This is a genomic window from Stenotrophomonas sp. STK16_22 (assembly GCF_051984505.1).
Classification (GTDB): Bacteria; Pseudomonadota; Gammaproteobacteria; order Xanthomonadales; family Xanthomonadaceae; genus Stenotrophomonas; species Stenotrophomonas maltophilia_A.
Genome location: NZ_CP196972.1, coordinates 2,681,288 through 2,700,535, shown reverse-complemented (window position 1 = coordinate 2,700,535; position 19,248 = coordinate 2,681,288). Strand labels below are relative to the sequence as shown.

The following is a 19,248-nucleotide window of genomic DNA, read 5'->3' as shown; positions in this document are numbered from 1 at the left end:
TGTCTGCCGTGCCTGCTCCGTGAGTCGTGCCGTGTCCTTGCGCCCCTTCCTGCTGTCGTCCCTGCTGCTGTTGTCTGCCTGTGCCAGCGCGCCTCCGCCGCCGGCCCATTCCGATGCATTGTGGCGATTGATTGAACGTGACTGCCAGGGCGCCGAAGGCCCGCGTGGCGATTGCCTGCGGGTGGAGACGGCAGCAGACCGCCGCGATGTGCTGGTCAAGGACGCGCACGGCGACTACCAGTTCCTGCTGATGCCGCTGGACAAGGTCAGCGGCATCGAGAGCCGCAGCCTGTACCAGCGTGGTGCACCCAACTACTTCGGCGCGGCCTGGCTGGCCCGCACCCACACCGAACGGGCGCTGGGCCAACCGCTGCCGCGCAACGTCGCCAGCCTGGCGCTGAATTCACCGCATGGCCGCTCGCAGCACCAGCTGCATATTCACGTGGATTGCCTGCGTGCCGACGTGCTGCAGGCGCTGGACACGCATGCTGCCGCTCTGGGCAGCCAGTGGACACCGCTGCCGGTGCTGCTGCGCGGCCATCAGTACCAGGCACGCCTGCTGCCGGGCGCAGAACTGACCGCCAATCCGCTCAATCTGCTGGCCTACGACCTCGCAGGCGTGGACGACGTCGGCCAGTGGAGCCTGGTTGTGGCGGGCCGGGACGCCGTGCAGGGCGGCCCGGGCTTCATCCTGCTGGCCACCCGTGTGGACGCGGGCACCGGCAACGAGGCCAGCGCCGAAGAGCTGCAGGACCACGCCTGCTCGGTGCTGACCGGTGCCGGCAACGCGCTGGAGCGGGTGCGCTAGTCCAGCATCCTGTGCTTGCTCCGCCACATGGGTGCGGTCAGCGCCAGCAGCTGGCGATCCTGCCAGCCATCCAGATCCAGATGATGGTCGCGCAGCAGGCCTTCCTGCTCGAAGCCGAAGGCCCGCAGCGCGGTGGCGAACGGATCACTGCAGTCCGGTGGCAGCATCACGAACAGGCGATGCAGGCCGACGTCCTCGAACAGGAACGGGCACAGCGCCTGCAGCGCCGCGTCGGCATGCGGGTGCCAATGCTGCAGCGACAGCAGTTCGGCGCTGCGCGCCTGTAGTGATTGCAGCCGTACGTGCAGCTGGTCCAGTACGTTGCCGTGCTCGTCATCGAACACCCCCAGCAGCAGCTGGTCGTTGTCCTGTTCCAGGCGTGAGCGATGCATGTGGGCGAGGAAGCGCGCTTCCTCATCGATGACGGACGGATCGCGGCGGCCGCGCCGGCGGCGGTCATCGAACAGGCGCCAGCGCGGCAGGTCGGCACGCTGGAAAGGGCGCAGGGTGACCGGTGCGGCCTGCAGCTGCAGCAGGTGACGGCGCAGCACCGGGCGCAATGGGGGAAGGAGGGAAGTGGGGTACGGGGTCATCATCCCCGGCACGATGGCCGTGCCTGCAGCCCTGCACCATTCAAAACATTGCAAAAGTGTGGTGGATGGCACTGCGGGTCTGATTCGGTTCAGGCATAAGCCCATCAGGCCTGGTCATTTCCGTTGAAACCCCCCATTCAGGACACTTTCGTTACGGGATCGTTATGCGCCGTACAGGCCGCTGCCCCCGTACCACCACCCGCCCAACTCCCCAGGAAGCCCATGTCCGCCTCCCACAAGGCGCTGCGCCCGCGTCCGCTGGTGCTCGCACTGTCGTCCCTGATGCTGGTCTCGATGCCGGCCTTCGCGCAGGAAAGCGCACCCACCACATTGCAGGAAGTGAAGGTCACCGGCTCGCGCATTCCACGCGCCAGTGTCGAGGGCCCGTCGCCGGTGACGGTGATCAGCCGCGAGCAGATCGATGCGCAGGGCTACCGCAATGCCTTCGACGCACTGAGCGCGCTGACCGAGAACACCGGCAACGTACAGGGCGAGGACTTCGGCAACACCTTCACCCCGGCCGCCAACACCATCAACCTGCGCGGGCTGGGCCCGAACCGCACGCTGGTGCTGGTCAACGGCCGCCGCCAGGCCGACTACCCGCTGGCCTACGAAGGGTCGGTGAACGTGGTCAACCTGGCCAACATTCCCAGTGCGCTGATCGAGCGCATCGAGGTCCTGGCGGCAGGTGCGTCTGCGGTATACGGCTCCGATGCGATCGCCGGCGTGGTCAACATCATCCTCAAGGACCGCTTTGAGGGCGTGGATGTGAACGTGCGCGCCGGTGGCACCCAGCAGGGCGGCGGCGACAACCAGCGCGCGCAGGTGGTCGGTGGTAGTTCCGGCGAGCGTTGGGATGCGCTGTTCGGCTTCGAGTTCGATGTGCGCAAGGCGATCCACGCGCGCCAGCGCGATTTCATGGATTCGCTGGACGATGATCCGGCCGGCAAGGCACCGCAGGCGACCGCGATCGCCTATCGCCGCAATGCCGCCACCGGCCGCAACATCGATCCGGGCGTCACTGGCTGCGACGGGGCGTCTGACATCTATGGCGGCAGCGTGTTCCGCGCCTTCAACCCTCGCCAGGGATGGTACTGCGGCAGCAACGAGGCCGCCGCCAGCTACTGGACCGTGCAGACCCAGAAGCGCAACCTCAATGGCTATGGCCTGCTGACCTTCCACGTCAACGAGACCACTGACCTGTTCGCCGATGTCGCCGTGGGCAGCGCGCGGATCTACAACAACACGCGTGCGCCGACCTGGACCTCGGCCCGCAACTACTTCTACAACCAGACCACCGGCAACCTGGAAAGCTGGTACCGCCGCTTCGCGCCGGAGGAAATCGGCGGCCTGCCGCGCAATGCCAACCGCTTCCTGGAAAACTCGTGGTCGTTCAACGTCGGTGCACGAGGCCAGATCGGCGACAGCGACTGGGACTATGAGGCGGTCTACAGCCGCTCGCGATACGAGAACCGCACCCGCCGCCCGGTACTGCTGGCCGGCATCAACGAATACCTGCTCGGCCCCAAGCTGGGTGTGCGCAACGGCGTTGAGGTCTATGCGCCGGATCCGGCGCGCCTGTTCCAGCCGTTGACCCCGAACGAGTACGAGGGGCTGTCCGACTACCAGGAAAGCCGTAACGCGGCATGGCTGCAGACCTTCAGCGGCAGCGTCAATGGCCGCCTGTTCGCGCTGCCTGGGGGCGATGCGGCGTTGGCAGCGGTGGTCGAGGCCGGCAGCCAGGGCTATCGCAACCGACCGGACCCGCGCCTGGGCAGCGGCGAGTTCTGGAACACCAGTGCAGGCGTCGGCGCCGGTGGCGAGCGTGACCGCTACGCTGCAGGTGTGGAGCTGCAATTGCCGCTGCTGCAGTCGCTGACCACCACCCTGGCCGGTCGTTATGACCAGTACCGTGCCGGTGGCGAGCACATCGGCAAGGCCACCTGGAGTTTCGGCGTCGAGTTCCGTCCGATCGAGAGCCTGCTGATCCGTGGTACGGCGGCGACCAGCTTCCGTGCGCCGGACATGAACTACGTGTTTGCCACCGAAACCCGCGGCTACAACCCGGGCATGACCGATTACTGGCGCTGCCGCACTGCGGGCCAGTCGTACGACAACTGCGATTACAACGGCCTGTCGATTGATTACAGCAACCGCGCCAATGCGCAGCTGCAGCCGGAATCGGCCAAGTCGTATGGTTTCGGCGTGGTCTGGTCGCCGCTGTCCGGCCTGGATTTCAGCGCTGACTACTACGACATCCGCATCGACAACGAAGTGACCAGCCTCGATACCAGCCGCATCCTGCGTGATGAGGCCGATTGCCGCCTGGGCCGGACGCTGGGCGGCGAAGCGCGCGATATCGGTTCGCCGCTGTGCCAGGACGCGCTGTCGCGGGTGATCCGCAACCCGTCCAATGCAACCGTGCAGCCAGACCAGGTGACCCGTGTGCTGATCAATCCGATCAACGCGGCCTCCGAATCGGTTCGCGGCCTGGACCTGAAGGGCAACTGGCGTTTCGATGCCGGCCGCTATGGCCGCTTCACCACGCGCCTGGCCTACACCGTGGTGCTGGAGCACAAATACCGACAGTTCTCCGATGATCCGGAGCGTGACATCCGCAATTCGCTGGATGACTACCAGTGGCGCAGCAAGGCCAACGGCAGCATCACCTGGAACCAGGGTGACTGGACCACCACGCTGTACGGCAACCGCTTCGGCTCGCTGCCGAAGACCGATGGCAGTGGCCGCATCGCGCCGTACATGACCTACAACGCCAGCGTGTTCCGCCAGTTCGGCGAGAACCTGTCGGTGGGTGTGATCGTCAACAACCTGCGTGACAGCCGCCCGCCGGCGGACAAGAACGGTGGCGGCTGGCCGTTCTACCCGGTCGGCAACTACGACCCGTATGGCCGCCAGTACTGGGTGCAGCTGGACTACCGGTTCCGCTGATTCCGCAGGCGAACGAAAGGCCCAGCATTGCTGGGCTTTTCTTTATGCAGTGCACCCGTGTTGCCGCTGCGCGCGTGGCATGCTGCGGCGCTACCCGGAGGAGGATGCGCATGGATGTCAGGGTGTGGAGTGTGATTGCAGTGGTGGCCATTGCAGGTTGCAGTGGCAGGCAGGCGGCCAGCGTGGAGGATGCCGCGGAGGTGGCCAATGCCGCGCCTGCGCAGTCTCACGCGCAGCCAGCGGAGCACGCTGGGCCATCGCGCGCGGCAACGGCATCGAGTGCCACGACGGCTGCCGCTGGGCTCGCGCAACCGGAGGGGCACTTCCTCGAGGGCGAGCGCATGCTGCTGAGCGAGGGTGCGGTGTCCGTGCAGAAGAGTGAGGCGCTGCTGGGTTCCGACAAGGCTTTCGCGCAGGCGATCAGCCAGTTCGAGCGCGATGCGGCTGGCCACCCGGAAGTGCAGGACCCGACCCGGCTCTACAGGACGGCCGCGTCCCGGCTCATCGGCAGCGACGGCACGCTGGTGTCTTTCGCCTGTGGCTACAGCCTGTGTGTTGGCGAGATCCGAAGCCGTACCGATGAGGATTTCAGTGCCTGGTCCGAGGCGATCGGCACGGACAAGGCGGCCCCGGTCTACAGCCTGGCCACGGCGCCGATGACATGGGGCAGGGACCAGCATGGTGGGCGCTTCGTGTTCTCGGTGGATCCGGCCGCCAACGGCATCACGGGCCCGTAGCGCCGGCGGATGCCCGGCGCCACGGCGCGTTACGGAAGCGCCTGTTGCAGGTATGACTCGATGACGTAGCTGAAAGGCTGCTGCTGGCGGTCGCGCAGCAGGGCGCGCACTTCAAGGATCACGCCGCGGTCGCCTTCGCCCCGCGGCGGCCAGAACGTCTGGTCAGCCAAGGTCTGGCGCTGGAAACCGAGCGGGCCGACCACGCGACCGAACGGTTCATCGGTGCTGTCCAGCACCTGGTTCATGGCCGGGCTGAGGTGGCCGGGCAGGTACCAGTTGTCGGCCTCGGACAGCACGCGGCTGCCGCAGACCAGCTGCACGCGGCGATAGCGCAGGTCGGTACCCGGCTTCACGCCCAGCGCCTGCAGCACGTCGGCGGGGGCAGGCTTGTCCTGGCCGTGTACGCGCACTGCACGCACCCGCGCCTGTTCGGCCAGGCCGTGCTCGGCGCACCAGTGTTCCAGCGTGGCAGTGGCGCTCTGCCCGGACAGCACGCGCTGGTGCAGGCGCTCGACCAGTGCAGCCGGGGCAATGCGCTGCTGGCCCGGCGGCGACTGCAGCGGCGCAGCGGCCGCCGCATCAGTGGCGGACAGGCTGGCGATCGGGGCGGCGGCAAGCAGGGACGCGGCCTGCCAGCGGCGGAGACGATCGTGGCGGTCGGACGGGCCCATGCGGCATCACAGCGGAAACAGGCGCCCATGTTACCCGTTCAGGGGTGTGCACGGCGTGGCTGCGACCGGTTGTCGCAGGGCAGTCATCGTTCTGGTGAATGCGTGCCATCCAGATATTTCGTTGGCCGATGGCTGCGGCGAGGCGCACGATGGCGCCATTCTTGGCATTCCGGGAGTTCCCGATGACCCTCCAGTTCGTCCATGGCGGTGTCGACCGCGACGGTGCGCCATTGCATTTCCATATCCGTGATGGCCGCATCAGCGGGTTTAATGGCGAGGCGGCGCCGGTCGACGGGGCGGAATGCGTCGACCTGCAGGGCTTCGCGGTGCTGCCCGGGCTGGTTGACGGCCACATTCACCTCGACAAGAGCTTCGTCGGCGACCGTTGGCACCCGCACCAGCCGGTGAACAGCCTGCGTGAGCGGCTGGCGGTGGAGAAGGCGGCGGTGGCGGGTGCGGCACCGATGGTGGACCGTGCCGAGGCGCTGATCCGCCAATGCAGTGCTTTCGGTACGGTGGCGATGCGCTGCCATGTCGATATCGACGGCAGCACCGGTCTCGGCCATCTCGAAGCGGTGCGCGAGGCGGCACTGCGCTGCGCCGACATCATGCGGATCCAGCTGGTGGCGTTTCCGCAGGCCGGGGTGATCTCCTGTTCCGGCACCGCCGCCGTACTGGAGCAGGCGCTTGCTGCGGGCGTGGAGGTGCTCGGCGGCATTGACCCGACCACGCTCGATGGTGATGCCGAAGGCCAGCTGGCGCTGCTGTTCGGCCTGGCCGAGCGTTACGGCGTGCAGCTGGACATCCACCTGCACGAGCCCGGCGAAACCGGCCTGGCCCAGCTGCTGCGCATCGCTGCGCGTACCCGGGCCGCCGGCCTGCAGGGGCGTGTTGCGGTCAGCCATGCCTATGCGCTGGGCGACGTCCCGCTGGCGCGCGCGCTTCAAGTGGGCGAAGCATTGGCCACGGCGGGTGTGGCGATCATGAGCAACGCGCCGGGCGATCATCCGTTCCCGCCGCTGCGCGCGCTGCATGATGCCGGTGTGCGCGTGTTCGCAGGCAATGACAACATCCGCGACTGCTGGTGGCCGTATGGCAACGGCGACCTGCTGCAGCGCGCGATGTTGCTGGGCTACCGTTCCGGGTTCTACACCGACGCCGACCTGATGCTGGCGCTGGACATGGTCACCACCCACGCCGCGCAGGTGATCGGCCTGCCGCAGCATGGCATTGCCGAAGGCCGGCCGGCGACGTTCGTGGCCGTGCGTGCCGACCACGGCCCGGCCGCCGTGGCCGGAGTGCCGGTGGAGCGCCGCGTGGTGGTCGACGGCCGCTGGCTGTAGATCTACGTCATGGCGTGGATGCGCCATCGCGTGGTCTCATTCATCCACGCATGGCGTGGATCTACCCCGATGTGCCGTCAGGCGTAATCGTCGGCGCGGGTGGCGACGAATTCCTCAAGCCACGCAAGCAGGTGGGCGATGTCGATGATCTCGCCCTGCTCGACGCGCTTGAGCAGCAGCGTGCTGGCGCCGATCTGCAGGCTGCTGTTGGCATAACGCAGCACCGCGTCGATGCCCCAGGCATCGGTGACCTGCATCCAGGCCAGGCCCGGCACGCGCTGGGCCAGGGTGTCACCGAACGCCACGCCCAGCGCTTCCCAGCCATCGCAGTCGGCACGGTCGATCAGCTCGGCATCGACCACGCGCTGCAGTGTGCTGGCCGCCAGCGGCCATTGCACCGGCAACGTCGGGAAGCCGGCCGCCACGCGCGCGGCGATCAGCGAGCGCTGGTGCTGCAGATGCGTCTGCAGTGCAGCGGGCAGGGGATCGAAGCGGGTGGGGATTTCATCGGACATGGCGAGGCGCCGTGGGGCACGGAAACAACGGGCACTCTACGAGGCGATGTTGCCCGCCGTGCGGCCGGATTGGCCAAGTTTCGATGCTTGATGCGCGAAAGGCATCCACGCATGGCGTGGATCTACCGTGCTCAGTCCGGTTCGCGCTGCACCTGCCGCCACAGCTCGCTGGCCAGTGCGCGCACGGCATCATCGGCGTCCGCGCGATGCAGCAGGCCGATCTCGTAGTTGTCGATCACCGGCAGCTCGCGCTCTCCATCGATGATGCGGTGCTCGCGGCTGACCGCGCGGCGCGGCAGCAGGCTGATGCCGATGCCATCGGCCACCGCGCCCTGGATGCCGCTCAGCGACGAGCTGGTGAAGGCGATGCGCCAGCGCAGGCCCAGCGCTTCCACGGCATGGATCATCTCGTCGCGGTACAGCCCGCGCGGCGGGAAGGTGACCAGCGGCAGCGGGTCCTGCTGCAGGCAGCTGCTGCGCAGGCTGTCGATCCAGTGCATCGGCTCGCGCCGGCAATGCACCGCCTGGCGGCTGTTGCGGCGTTGCTTGACCAGCACCAGGTCCAGCTCACCGTGGTCGAAGCCCTGCGCCAGGTCGCGGCTGAGGCCGCTGCTGATCTCCAGCTTCACCTGCGGGTGGCGACGGCTGAAGGCGGCCAGCATGCGCGTGGTCTGCGCGTTGACGAAATCCTCGGGCACGCCGATGCGGACCGCGGTCTCCACCGTCGCACCGGCCAGCGCCTGCGCCATTTCCTCGTTCAGGTCGAGCATGCGCCGCGCGTAGCCGAGCAGGGTGTGGCCGGCGTCAGTGGGGTGCACGTCGCGATGGCCGCGTTCGAGCAGGCGATGCCCGGCCAGTTCCTCCAGCCGGCGCGCCTTCTGGCTGACCGTGGACTGGGTCGAATGCAGGCGCGTGGCCGCCGTGGTGAAGCTGCCGCAGTCGGCCACCATCACCAGCGCCCGCAGCAGGTCCAGTTCGAACAGGGTTCTATTCGATTTGGCACTGTCTTGCATTTGAACATTTCACTTCTGGATACCCAGGGCGACTTCTACCATGCAGGGCAGGGGCCGGCAATGCCCGGCTGTTGCTACCGTCGCACGGCGTTCCGTGGCGACGGACATGAGGAGACACTGTCATGCGCGTCCATCATTCCGCTGGCTGGCCTGCGCCGTTCACGCGCGTGCTGCTGTTGTGCCTGCTGGCCATGGTCACCCCCGCCTGCACCGCCACGTCCAGGGCCGACGCAGACGCGCGCCTGCGGGATGCTGCCAGCCGCGGCGACGCCGATGCGGTGCGACAGGCGATTGAGGATGGCGCCACGCTGGAGGCGCGCGATGGCCAGGGCCGCACCGCGCTGCTGCTGGCTGCGCATGGCAACAACGTGGATGCCGCGCGTGAGCTGATCGAGGCCGGGGCAGACGTCAACGCCAAGGACGCGTTGCAGGACAGCGCCTACCTGTACGCCGGCGCGCGTGGACTGGACGAGATCCTGGCGATGACCCTGGCGCATGGCGCCGACCTGCGCAGCACCAACCGCTACGGCGGCACCGCCTTGATTCCCGCCGCCGAGCGCGGCCACGTCGCCACCGTGCGCACGCTGCTGCGTGCCGGCGTCGCTGTAGACCATGTCAACCGCCTGCACTGGACCGCGCTGCTGGAAGCGATCCTGCTCGGTGACGGCGGCGCGCGCCACGTGCAGATCGTGCAGCTGCTGCTGGAGGCCGGCGCCGACCCCGAGCTGGCCGACGGCGACGGTGTGACGCCGCTGGCGCACGCGCGCCAGCGCGGCTATACCGGAATTGAAACCCTGCTGCGCCAGCACGGCGCGGTGCGCTGAAGACTGTTCCCTTCCACCCGCACGCTGGGCGTGCCAATCAGGATGCTGTCCATGTTCCGTTCCCGTCCGTTGTCCCTTGCCATCCTCCTTGCGGTGGCACCGCTGTCGGCGTTTGCCGCTGAGCGCGCCGACCTGCTGATCCGCAATGCCACCGTGGTCGATGTCGAGCACGCCAGCACCCTGGCCGGGCAGAGCGTGGTGATCCGTGGCGAGGACATCGTCGCCGTCGGCCCGGACGCGCAGCTGCGCAGCCAATGGAGTGCGGCCCGCCAGATCGATGCCAAGGGCAAGTACCTGATTCCGGGCCTGTGGGACATGCACGTGCACTTCGGTGGTGGTCCGGCGCTGATCGAAGAGAACAAGGCGCTGCTGCCGCTGTACATCGCGCATGGCATCACCACCGTGCGTGACTGTTCCGGCGATCTGCCCGAGCAGGTGCTGCAGTGGCGTGGCGAGATCGCCAAGGGCACGCTGTTCGGCCCGCGCCTGCTCAGCTCGGGCGCGAAGATCGAAGGCATCAAGCCGGTCTGGAAGGGCACGATCGAGGTGGGTAGCGAGGCTGACGCCGACAAGGCGATCACCCGCCTGCAGCACGACAAGGTTGATTTCGTGAAGATCACCGACAGCACGCTGAAGCCGGACCTGTTCCTGTACTCGGCCAGTGCTACGCGCAAGGCCGGTTTCAAGGCCTCGGGGCATATTCCGATGGCACTGACCGTGGAGCAGGCGGTCGATGCGGGCCTGGCCTCGATCGAGCATCTGGATTACGCATTCAAGGCCGGCAGCAAGGACGAAGCGCAGATCGCCGCCGACTTCGGTGCCGGTCGCATCGACCGCGCCGAAGCCAACCGGCGCCTCGACGCCAGCTTCGACCGCGACACGGCGATGCACGCCTACCGTGATTTCGCCAAGCGTGGTGTGTTCGTGACCCCGACCCTCAACGGTGGCCGCATCCTCGATTTCCTTGACCAGGATGACCACGCCAACGATCCGTACCTGGCCTACATCGGCCCTGGCCTGCGTGCGACCTACCAGTGGCGCGTGGACCGCGCGGCGAAGGCCACGCCGGCACAGATCGAAGCGCGTCACGCGCAGTACCACCAGGTCGCGGCGGTGCTGCCGATGCTGCAGGAAGCCGGTGTGACGATCATTGCGGGCACCGATGCGGGCTTCCTCAACTCGTTCAACTTCCCGGGCATCGCCCTGCATCAGGAACTGCAGCTGTTCGTGAAGGAAGGCCTGAGCGCACCGCAGGCGCTGTCGGCCGCAACCCGTTCCGGCCCGGCCTGGTTCGGCCAGATGGACCGCTACGGTGGTGTCGCGCAGGGCAAGGCCGCCGATCTGGTGCTGCTGACCGCCAACCCGCTGCAGGACATTGCTGCCACCGAAAAGATCGACAGCGTGATCCTGCGCGGCAACGTGTATGACCGCGCCGCGCTGGACAAGATGCTGGCCGACACCAAGGCCAGGGTCGCAGCGTGGAATGCCGAGGCGGCCAAGGCCAACTGATTGCGGGGCGGGGCAGAATCCACGCATGGCGTGGATCTACCCGTACCATCAGTAGATCCACGCCATGCGTGGATGATGCGGCCGATGACCTAACGCGGCGCCGGCCGCATTCCATGCAATTGCGGCAGCGCGGCCTTCATCGCATCGATGAAGGCGCGCAGCCGCGGCGGCTGCTGGCGCGCGGCGGGAAACACCACGTGTACCGGCAGTGCCGGCGCCTGCCAGTCCGGCAGCAGCTGCACCAGCCGCCCTTGTGCGAGATCGTCGGCCACCAGCCAGGCCGAGACCACCGCTGCGCCCAGCCCCGCACATGCGGCCTGCTGCACCACGAACAGGTTGTCGCTGAGCAGGCGCGGGCTGATCGACAGCGTATGCGCGCGGCCCTGTGCGTCATGCAGCAGCAGGCGTTCGCGGTAGTAGGTGACCAGCGAGATCCACGGCAGTGTCTGCGCCTGTTCCGGCGTACTGACTGCTGTGGCGTCCACCAACGAGGGCGCTGCCACGACGATGCGCGGCACTTCGGCGAGCGGCAGTGCGACCATGCGCGGTTCGTCGACCGGACCCACCCGCACCGCGCAGTCGATGCCTTCTGCGATGAAATCCGGGCGACGATCTTCAAGGATCCACTCCAGGCTCAGCTGCGGGTGCTGGGCAAGGAACGCGAGCATGGTCGGCAGCAGCTGCGCCTGGCCGAACGCGTGCGGCACCATCACCCGCAGGCGTCCACGCAGCGTTTCCGGTTCGCCGTGCAGTTCGGCCTGTAGCGACTCCCATTCGTCGACCACGCGTTGCGCATGGCGCTGGCAGCGCAGGCCATCCTCGGTCAGCTGCAGGCCGTGGGTGGAGCGCTGCAGAAGGCGCAGGCCTAACTGCCGCTCCAGGGCCTGAAGGCGGCGGCTGACCGTCGGCTGGGTGGTGCCCAGCTGCACGGCCGCAGCAGACAGGCTGCCGGCATCGACGATGCGCAGGAAGGTGCGAAGCAGATCCAGACGATCGGCGCCGGTGGCGAGGTCATTCATGCGCTTTACGTATGAAGTGTATGTGCGGAAGCCTACTACAGACGCCTCGCGAATACCGGCAGGATACGCCCACTTCCCCCATCGGACTCTCCCATGTCTACCCCCTCGCTGTCCGTCGCTGCGGCACCAACGACCGCGCCTTCCACCCCGTTGGTGCTGGCGATGGCGGCCGGCGCCGGCTTCTCGGTCGCCTCGCTGTACTACAGCCAGCCGATGCTGGGCCTGATCGCCCAGGGCCTCGGCGCAGGTGAGCGCGCCGCCGGCCTGGTGCCGACCCTGACCCAGCTCGGCTATGCGCTGGGTATCCTGCTGCTGGCACCGCTGGGCGACCGCTTCGACCGCCGCAACCTCATTCTGCTGAAGTCCGCATTGCTGGCGCTGGCACTGGGCGCCGCAGCGATGGCCGGGCACCTGCCGGGCCTGCTGATGGCCAGCCTGCTGGTCGGGCTGATGGCCACGCTGGCGCAGGACATCGTGCCGGCTGCAGCGGTGCTGGCGCCGGATGTGCAGCGCGGCCAGATCGTCGGCCGGGTGATGACCGGCCTGCTGCTCGGCATCCTGTTGTCACGGGTGGTCAGTGGCGTAGTGGCCGAAGCGTGGGGTTGGCGCACGCAGTTCGTGCTGGCCGCGGTATCAGTGGCGTCGATGGGCGCGGTGATGGCGCGTGCGCTGCCGCGCTTCGCACCGACCAGCACACTGCGCTATCCGGCGTTGTTGGGTTCGTTGCTGGCGTTGTGGCGGGAGCAGCCACAGCTGCGCCGTGCGGTGGCCAGCCAGTCGCTGCTGGCGGTGGGCTTCAGCGCGTTCTGGTCAACCCTCGCGCTGATGCTGCATGCACGGTTGGGGCTGGGTAGTGCCGCAGCGGGTGCATTCGGCATTGCCGGTGCGGCCGGCGCATTGGCCGCGCCGTTTGCGGGTCGATTCGCCGATCGCTTGGGTTGCCACGCCGTGGCGCGGCTGGCGATCGCGGTGGCGCTGCTGGGCTTTGGCCTGCTGTTGACCGAGTCGTGGCTGCCGGCCGCTGCGCTGCTACCGCTGCTGGTGGTGAGCGCGCTGCTGTTCGACTTCGGCTTCCAGTCGGCGCTGGTGGCGCACCAGACGTTGGTCTACGGACTGGTGCCGCCGGCACGCAGCCGGCTCAATGCGTTGCTGTTCACGGGCATGTTCATCGGCATGGCCGCCGGTGGTGCGCTGGGCAGCCTGGCGCTGGCGCAGTGGGGTTGGAACGGCGTGGCCTGGCTGGCGGTGGTGTGCGCGGGTGGCAGCCTGCTGCTGCGTTTGAGGTAAGGATGGTGTTCGGCAGGGCTTGCAGCCCTGCACCTGCTGGAAGCTGGAGCAACAGCAACAGCAACAGCAACAGCAACAGCAACGGCGGGTTTCCTGTGGGGTGGTGGGGCGGTGTCGGAGTGCGGGGACGCCGCAAGTACGTCCTTGTAGGCTTGGCAGCCGCATCCATGCGGCTGACACCCCGCACTCCGACACCGCCCCACCTCTGACAGATTCCGGTGGCTGTTGGTAGGTGTCGACCTTGGTCGAAATATCTGTCAGATATCGAATGAGTCATCCACGCATGGCGTGGATCTACTGTGTCGACCAAGGTCGACACCCACCAGGGCAATACGCCGTTCCGACAGATCGCGGCCAACTGTCGAAGGCGGGGTGGGTCCGGTTGCGGGGGCGTGAGCCGCATGGGCCCGAGGCATGCCTTGGGCGGGTTGGGCAGGACGCCCAACCCCGGTCTTGCCGTGTGCGCAGGACTGCGCACACGAGCAAGCGGCGACCGAGCTTACATGGGTGAGGGCGCTTTGCTTGCGAAGCATTGCTTCGCAAGCGCCCGAACGCACAGCCGCCAGCGGCTGGGCCGGGCCCCGGAGGGGGACTTGCAGCGCCCCCCGCAACCGGCCCCACCCCGCCATCCCATGGAAACCCCGCTTTTGCTGTTGCTGTAGAGGTTGCCGGCCAGCGGCCGGCACTACCGCAGGTGCAAGGCTGCAAGCCCTGCCGAACAACTCCCTAATCGTGACCGCTGTCGTCCAGGCTGATGATCCCGCGCCGCAGCGCCTGGGTCACCGCATGCGTGCGATCACCCACGCCCAGCTTGTCCATCAGGCTCTTCATGTGCGCCTTCACCGTCTGCTCGGAAATCTGCATGCGCTCGCCGATGCGCTTGTTCGACAGGCCCCCGGCCACATGCCTCAGTACCTCGGTTTCGCGCGGCGACAACCGGTCTTCCACCACATGCGCGGCGATGCTGGCCGCCACCGCCGGGGGAATAGGTGCGCGGCGGCCGCCAGCGACCATGCGGATCGTATCGACCAGCTCATGGCGCAGCATGTCCTTCAGCAGATAGGCGCTGGCGCCGGCCTGCAGTGCCCTTACCGCGCGTACGTCACCACGGTAGGTGGTCAGCACGATGATGCGCGCGCGCGGGTCCATCGCGCGGATCCGCACGATCGCTTCGACGCCATCCAGCCGTGGCATCTGCAGGTCCATCAGCACCACGTCGGGCTGCAGCTGCTGGTAGCAGGCGATGGCTTCCTCGCCATCGGCGGCTTCGCCGAGCAGGCGCAGATCGGGTTGTGCGCCCAGCAGCGCCGCCAGGCCGTCACGCAGCAGCGGGTGGTCGTCGACCACCAGCACGCCGATCAGGGCAGGGGACTCAGTCATGGTTTGCTTTACTCCAGGGCCAGCGCCAGCGCGATGGGCGGCGGTGATACAGGCGCCGGGCGGGAACCGCCAGCGCGACTTCGGTTCCCAGTCCGGCGCGGGTCCACAGCTGTAGTTCCGCACCGAGGCGCTGCGCGCGCTCACGCATGCCCTGCAGGCCCCAATGACCATGGCCGGCATTGTCGTCGGCGATGCCGACGCCATCGTCGCGCACGTGCAGCAGGAAGCACCGCGTGCCATAGGACAGCTCCACTTCGATGGCGCTGGCGTTGGCGTGACGCAACGCATTGCGGATCGCCTCACGCCCGATCAGGAACACTTCTTCGGCCGCGTCGGCCTGCAGCGGTGGCGTTGCACCTTCCACGGTCAGGCGCAGTGGGTTGGTGCCATGCCCGGCGTACTCGGCGTGCACATCGGCCAGTGCCGAAGCGAGGTCGCGGCCAGCGAACGGTCCCTCACGCAGGGCATTGACCCGCTCGCGGCCCTCGGCCAGGTTGCGCTCGGCCAGTTGCATCGCCGATTCCAGCTGGCCGCGTACCGGCTCCGGGGTCTGCGGCGACTGGCTGATCGCGTGCAGGCGCAGGATCAGGCCCTGGCTGCCCTGCAGCAGGGTGTCGTGCAGGTCGCGTGCGATGCGTTCGCGTTCGCCATTGCGTTCCTGCAGGCGCGCGCGGAACAGCGCGGCCAGCTGCCCGCTGCGGATGCGGACCGCCATCACCAGCAGTGCGAGGATCGCGGCCGCACACAGCAGCTTGAACCACACCGTCTGCATGAAAGTGGGGGCGATGCGGAAGCTGCGACTGGCCGGTGCAGTGCTCCAGATGCCGTCTTCGTTGGCGGCTTCCACCTCGAACCGGTAATTGCCCGGGGCGAGGTTGGTGTAGTACGCCCGCGTGCTGCTGCCGGCATCCTGCCAGCCGTCGTCGACGCCGGACAGGCGATAGCGGTAGCGGTTGCGCTCCGGACGTGCCAGCGACAGCGCCACGTAATCGATCTGCAATTGGCTGGTGCCGGCCGGAAGGCGCAGGCCATCGCGCAGTGGCTCGTGCTCACTGCCATACAGTACTTCGCCGATGCGCACGCTGGGCGCCATGGTGTTGACGTGCGAGCGGGTGGTGTCCAGCCAGGCCAGGCCCTGGTTGGTGGCCAGCCACAGCAGTCCGTCATCGGCCAGCGTGGCGGTGGCGATCGGTCCGCTCTGCAGGGCGATGCCCGGCATGCCATCGACCGCATCGAACAGGCGTGGCGTCACCGGCTGCCCGGTGCGCAGCGCCCGTCGCAGCTGATGGCTCCCCAGCCGGACCAGGCCACGGCTGCCATTGAACCAGAGGTGTCCGTTCGGATCGGCCACGATGCCGGTGATGCCTTCCAGCACGCCGGCCATGTCGGTACGCACCGGAACGAAACGACCGTTGCCAACGCGCGCAGCCAGACCGGCTTCGCCGGCGACCAGCAGCAGGTCCTGGTGATGCAGCATTGCGGTGATCGGCCCGACCGACAGGCCCTGGCTGGCATCGAAGCTCTCGATGTGGCCCGCGCTCATCCGGCGCAGGCGGCCGTCGGCATAGCCGAGCAGCAGCTGGCCATGGGCATCCAGCGCCAGCGATGAGCAGGCCTGCTCGGGCAGGCGGACCTCGCGCTGCCATTGGCCATGCAGGTAGTGCAGGACGCCGCGTTCACCCGTGCATACCCAGGCCTGCGCGTCGTCGGGGAACAGCAGGGCGTGCAGCGGTTGCCCGGTGAACGGGGCCGGCAGCGGGATCAACGAGGTGTGGCCGGCGACCGTGCGCGCAAGATTGACCCAGTCGAACTGCCAGATCGGCGTGGGCGCCTGGCGCGCGGCGGCCTGCAGCTGCGGGGCACTGCCATCCAGCAGAGTGCGCCGCAGATCGTAGGGTTTGAGGTCTTCGCCATAGCCATACACGCGGCCATCGCTGGCCCGCACCAGCGAGCGGTAGGGATCACTCGGGCCCACTGCCAGGGTGTGCACGCTGCGTGCGCGGAAGCGGTTGAGGCCGAGGTTGGTGCCGACCCAGAGATTGCCTTCGCGATCGACGATGATCGGCACCGCGGAGGTGGCGGTCAGCCCGTGCGGCGAATCGAAACGCTCCATGCGCACGGCGCGGCTGCCGTCGAAGGTGATGCGGGCGACGCCGCCGTGCGGGCTCATCGTGGCCCACAGCGCGCCATCGGCAGTGAACTGCAGGCGTGCAGCAACCAGTTCCGGAAGACGCCGCGCTTCACGTTCGCTGGCCGCCAACAGGCCCTGCGCGTTGGCCAGGGGTGAGGTGCCGCGCACCCGGTCGGCCAACCACACTTCACCCTGCGGGCTTTCGGCCAGCGTTGCCATCTGCGAGACCGCGATGCCGGTGTCCTCGAACGTGGTCTGGCCGGGCGCACGCATCCAGATCTTCAGGTCGGCCAGCACCCAGAACCTGCCCCGGCTGTCGTGCAGCACCCACTGCACACGGCGTTCGGGCAGGCCGGCTGCGGCCGGCAATGGCTGCCAGCGCTGTCCATCAAAGCGGCGCAGCCCGCCATTGATCGCCGCCCACAGCTGGCCCTGGCGATCCTGGCTGAAGCGTGGGACCACGCCGACCGGTACCCCCTGCTCGCGGCCGTAGTTGTGCAGCCTCCCCTGCGCGAACCGGCTGATGCCGGCCTGGAAGTAGCCGATCCACAGGGCACCGTCGGCGGCATGCGCCAGCGTGACCATGTTGGTGGACGGGAACTGGCTGCCGACGGGCGCTGCCTGCCGTTCGAAGCGACGGCCATCGAAGCGGTACAGGCCCGAGCCGGTGGCCAGCCACAGCAGGCCGTCGCGGTCCTGGGTGATGTCCCAGATATCGCCGGGTGCACCCTGGCCGACCCGCCACGCGGTGTGCTCGTAACCGGGCAGCCCGCCGCTCACCGACGGGCGCTGCACGGCAAAAGCGGGCAGGGCGGTCCACAGCAGCAGGCACGTCAGCAGCGTCGGCAGGCGACGCAGGAACGGGAAGGGGCGGCCACGCATGGCGCGCATTCTGGCAGGTGCGGGGCAGTCCGGGGTGACCCGAACGGGGTAGGCGGTCGCCGCCGCGGTCGGCTATCACGCCGGCATGTCCTGTGGAGCCCGGCCATGCAGCGCCTGTTCGTGATGTTCCCCGACCGCGGGCCGGGCATCGGCCTGCTGTGGCTGCGGCTGTGCCTGTCCGCGGCACTGTGCACGCCCGGCACGCATGCGGGCGGGTGGTCGGCGCTGTGCCTGCTGGCAGTGCCGATGCTCACGCTGGGTGTGTTGACGCCACTGGCCGTGCTGATGGCGGCCGTGGGCCTGTTCGCGCAGCAGGCGCCGTGGTCACAGGTGGTGCTGCCCTTGGCGCTGTTGATGTTGGGCCCTGGCGCCTATTCACTGGATGCGCGGTTGTTCGGTCGTCGCCTGCTCGGGCGTCGGCCTCCCCCATTCGGGTAGGTGCTGGCCTCGACCGACGGGGGTAGGGCATCGTACGGCGGCCACGCACCATGGGGCACCCCCTCGCGGCGTCCCGCATGGCCACCGTCTTTTCGCCCGATCCGCCCGCCGTGGCGCTGGCACCGCAGCAGGCCGCCGCATTGCAGCGCGCCCTGCGCTATGTCGATGAGCACCTGTCGCAGCCGCTGCGGGTGACCGAGCTGGCCGCAGCCGCCTGCGTCAGCCGCTTCCATCTGGTGCGCCTGTTCCGGACCGGTACCGGCGCCAGCCCGCTGCGCTACGTGCGCCGTCGCCGCATCGAACGTGCGCGCCAGTTGTTGCCGGTCGCGCAGCTGCCGATGTCCTGCCTGGCGCAGCAGCTGGGCTTCTTCGACCAGAGCCATTTCGTCCGCAGCTTCCGCGCCGAGACCGGCTGCAGCCCCGGCCAGTACCTGGCCGGCGATGCAGCCCTGTTGCTTCCCCCTGATCGTGTTTCCAACGGAGTCCAACCATGAGCCTTGCCACCGCCACGCCCGCCCCGGCCCTGTTGTCGCCCACCGACCATGCCCTGGTGCTGATCGACTTCCAGTCGCAGATGGCATTCGCCACCCACACCATCGATATCTCCGCGCTGCGCAACAACGTGTCGTTGATCAGCAAGGGCGCCAAGGGCTTCAACGTGCCGGTGCTGCTGACCACCGTCGCCGAAGCGTCGTTCTCCGGCCCGATGTTCCCGGAACTGCCGGAGATCTTCCCGGGCCAGACGGTGTTCGACCGCACCTCGATGAACACCTGGGAAGACCAGGCGGTGATCGACGAGATCAACCGCATCGGCAAGCGTCGCCTGGTTGTTGCCGGCCTGTGGACCAGCGTCTGCATCGTGGGACCGGCGCTGTCGGCGCTGGCACAGGGCTTCGAGGTGTATGTGATCACCGATGCCTGCGGCGATGTCAGCGAAGAAGCGCACGAGCGTGCGATCACCCGCATGGTGCAGGCCGGTGCGGTGCCGATGACCAGCGTGCAGTACCTGCTGGAGCTGCAGCGTGACTGGGCGCGTGGCGAGACCTACGAGCTGACCACCGGCATCGCCCGCGACCACGCCGGTGGCTATGGCATCGGCATCCAGTACGCCAAGCGCATGTTCGGCGCGCAGGAAGGCGGGCACTGAGC

At 68.1% G+C, this 19,248-nt stretch carries 17 protein-coding genes; 10 read left to right on the top strand and 7 right to left on the bottom strand.

From position 1 onward, the window contains the following. Positions 1-31 precede the first annotated feature (31 nt). The gene (locus tag ACSYAO_RS12400; RefSeq protein WP_049463101.1) at positions 32-808 is read left to right on the top strand and encodes a CDP-diacylglycerol diphosphatase; all 777 of its coding nucleotides are present in this window, start codon (positions 32-34) and stop codon (positions 806-808) included. On the opposite strand, the gene ACSYAO_RS12395 is transcribed toward ACSYAO_RS12400, so the two are convergent. Then, positions 805-1,404 carry a GNAT family N-acetyltransferase gene (locus ACSYAO_RS12395; RefSeq protein ID WP_049463091.1) on the bottom strand — a complete coding sequence of 200 codons (600 nt, stop codon included), beginning with the start codon at positions 1,402-1,404 and terminating at the stop codon, positions 805-807. The genes ACSYAO_RS12400 and ACSYAO_RS12395 overlap by 4 nt on opposite strands. A gap of 219 nt (positions 1,405-1,623) precedes the next feature. On the opposite strand from ACSYAO_RS12395, the gene ACSYAO_RS12390 reads away from it, so the two are divergent. Beyond that, a complete protein-coding gene (locus ACSYAO_RS12390; RefSeq protein ID WP_049463090.1) occupies positions 1,624-4,350 on the top strand; it encodes a TonB-dependent receptor plug domain-containing protein in 2,727 nt (908 codons plus the stop codon). Between the two features lie 110 nt (positions 4,351-4,460). Next, the gene (locus ACSYAO_RS12385) at positions 4,461-5,087 is read left to right on the top strand and encodes a hypothetical protein (protein ID WP_049463089.1); all 627 of its coding nucleotides are present in this window, start codon (positions 4,461-4,463) and stop codon (positions 5,085-5,087) included. A 29-nt stretch (positions 5,088-5,116) separates the two neighbouring features. On the opposite strand, the gene ACSYAO_RS12380 is transcribed toward ACSYAO_RS12385, so the two are convergent. Then, positions 5,117-5,758, bottom strand: coding sequence for a hypothetical protein (locus ACSYAO_RS12380; protein WP_049463088.1), 642 nt, complete (start codon positions 5,756-5,758; stop codon positions 5,117-5,119). Positions 5,759-5,940: 182 nt separating this feature from the next. On the opposite strand from ACSYAO_RS12380, the gene ACSYAO_RS12375 reads away from it, so the two are divergent. Further along, positions 5,941-7,101 (top strand): amidohydrolase family protein, encoded by a 1,161-nt coding sequence (locus ACSYAO_RS12375; RefSeq protein ID WP_049463087.1) that lies wholly within the window; start codon positions 5,941-5,943, stop codon positions 7,099-7,101. Between the two features lie 77 nt (positions 7,102-7,178). Here ACSYAO_RS12375 and ACSYAO_RS12370 read toward each other — a convergent pair whose 3' ends face one another. Continuing rightward, a complete protein-coding gene (locus ACSYAO_RS12370; RefSeq protein ID WP_149908554.1) occupies positions 7,179-7,616 on the bottom strand; it encodes a DUF3806 domain-containing protein in 438 nt (145 codons plus the stop codon). 131 nt (positions 7,617-7,747) lie between these two features. Then, on the bottom strand, positions 7,748-8,629 hold the full coding sequence (locus ACSYAO_RS12365) for a LysR substrate-binding domain-containing protein (RefSeq protein ID WP_149908553.1): 882 nt from the start codon (positions 8,627-8,629) through the stop codon (positions 7,748-7,750). 122 nt (positions 8,630-8,751) lie between these two features. Here ACSYAO_RS12365 and ACSYAO_RS12360 point away from each other — a divergent pair, with 122 nt between their 5' ends. Further along, the gene (locus tag ACSYAO_RS12360; protein ID WP_049463085.1) at positions 8,752-9,453 is read left to right on the top strand and encodes an ankyrin repeat domain-containing protein; all 702 of its coding nucleotides are present in this window, start codon (positions 8,752-8,754) and stop codon (positions 9,451-9,453) included. A gap of 51 nt (positions 9,454-9,504) precedes the next feature. Then, positions 9,505-10,962, top strand: coding sequence for an amidohydrolase family protein (locus ACSYAO_RS12355; RefSeq protein WP_049463084.1), 1,458 nt, complete (start codon positions 9,505-9,507; stop codon positions 10,960-10,962). 89 nt (positions 10,963-11,051) lie between these two features. Here the strand turns inward: ACSYAO_RS12355 and ACSYAO_RS12350 are convergent, their stop codons facing one another. After that, the gene (locus ACSYAO_RS12350; protein ID WP_049463083.1) at positions 11,052-11,981 is read right to left on the bottom strand and encodes a LysR family transcriptional regulator; all 930 of its coding nucleotides are present in this window, start codon (positions 11,979-11,981) and stop codon (positions 11,052-11,054) included. A 93-nt stretch (positions 11,982-12,074) separates the two neighbouring features. Here ACSYAO_RS12350 and ACSYAO_RS12345 point away from each other — a divergent pair, with 93 nt between their 5' ends. After that, on the top strand, positions 12,075-13,268 hold the full coding sequence (locus tag ACSYAO_RS12345; RefSeq protein ID WP_049463082.1) for an MFS transporter: 1,194 nt from the start codon (positions 12,075-12,077) through the stop codon (positions 13,266-13,268). Positions 13,269-13,994: 726 nt separating this feature from the next. On the opposite strand, the gene ACSYAO_RS12340 is transcribed toward ACSYAO_RS12345, so the two are convergent. Continuing rightward, positions 13,995-14,648 carry a response regulator gene (locus ACSYAO_RS12340; protein ID WP_049462858.1) on the bottom strand — a complete coding sequence of 218 codons (654 nt, stop codon included), beginning with the start codon at positions 14,646-14,648 and terminating at the stop codon, positions 13,995-13,997. Beyond that, a complete protein-coding gene (locus ACSYAO_RS12335) occupies positions 14,641-17,670 on the bottom strand; it encodes a sensor histidine kinase (protein WP_049462859.1) in 3,030 nt (1,009 codons plus the stop codon). The genes ACSYAO_RS12340 and ACSYAO_RS12335 overlap by 8 nt, the downstream gene beginning before the upstream one ends. Positions 17,671-17,766: 96 nt before the next feature. Between ACSYAO_RS12335 and ACSYAO_RS12330 the strand changes: the two genes are divergently transcribed. The 3 genes from ACSYAO_RS12330 to ACSYAO_RS12320 are packed head-to-tail and all read left to right on the top strand — an operon-like array spanning position 17,767 to position 19,246. Then, the gene (locus ACSYAO_RS12330; RefSeq protein ID WP_032128091.1) at positions 17,767-18,099 is read left to right on the top strand and encodes a hypothetical protein; all 333 of its coding nucleotides are present in this window, start codon (positions 17,767-17,769) and stop codon (positions 18,097-18,099) included. 50 nt (positions 18,100-18,149) lie between these two features. Further along, positions 18,150-18,593, top strand: a complete 444-nt coding sequence (locus ACSYAO_RS12325) for a helix-turn-helix transcriptional regulator (RefSeq protein ID WP_053091059.1) — start codon at positions 18,150-18,152, stop codon at positions 18,591-18,593. Beyond that, positions 18,590-19,246, top strand: coding sequence for a hydrolase (locus tag ACSYAO_RS12320; protein WP_014037536.1), 657 nt, complete (start codon positions 18,590-18,592; stop codon positions 19,244-19,246). The genes ACSYAO_RS12325 and ACSYAO_RS12320 overlap by 4 nt, the downstream gene beginning before the upstream one ends. Positions 19,247-19,248: the final 2 nt, after the last annotated feature.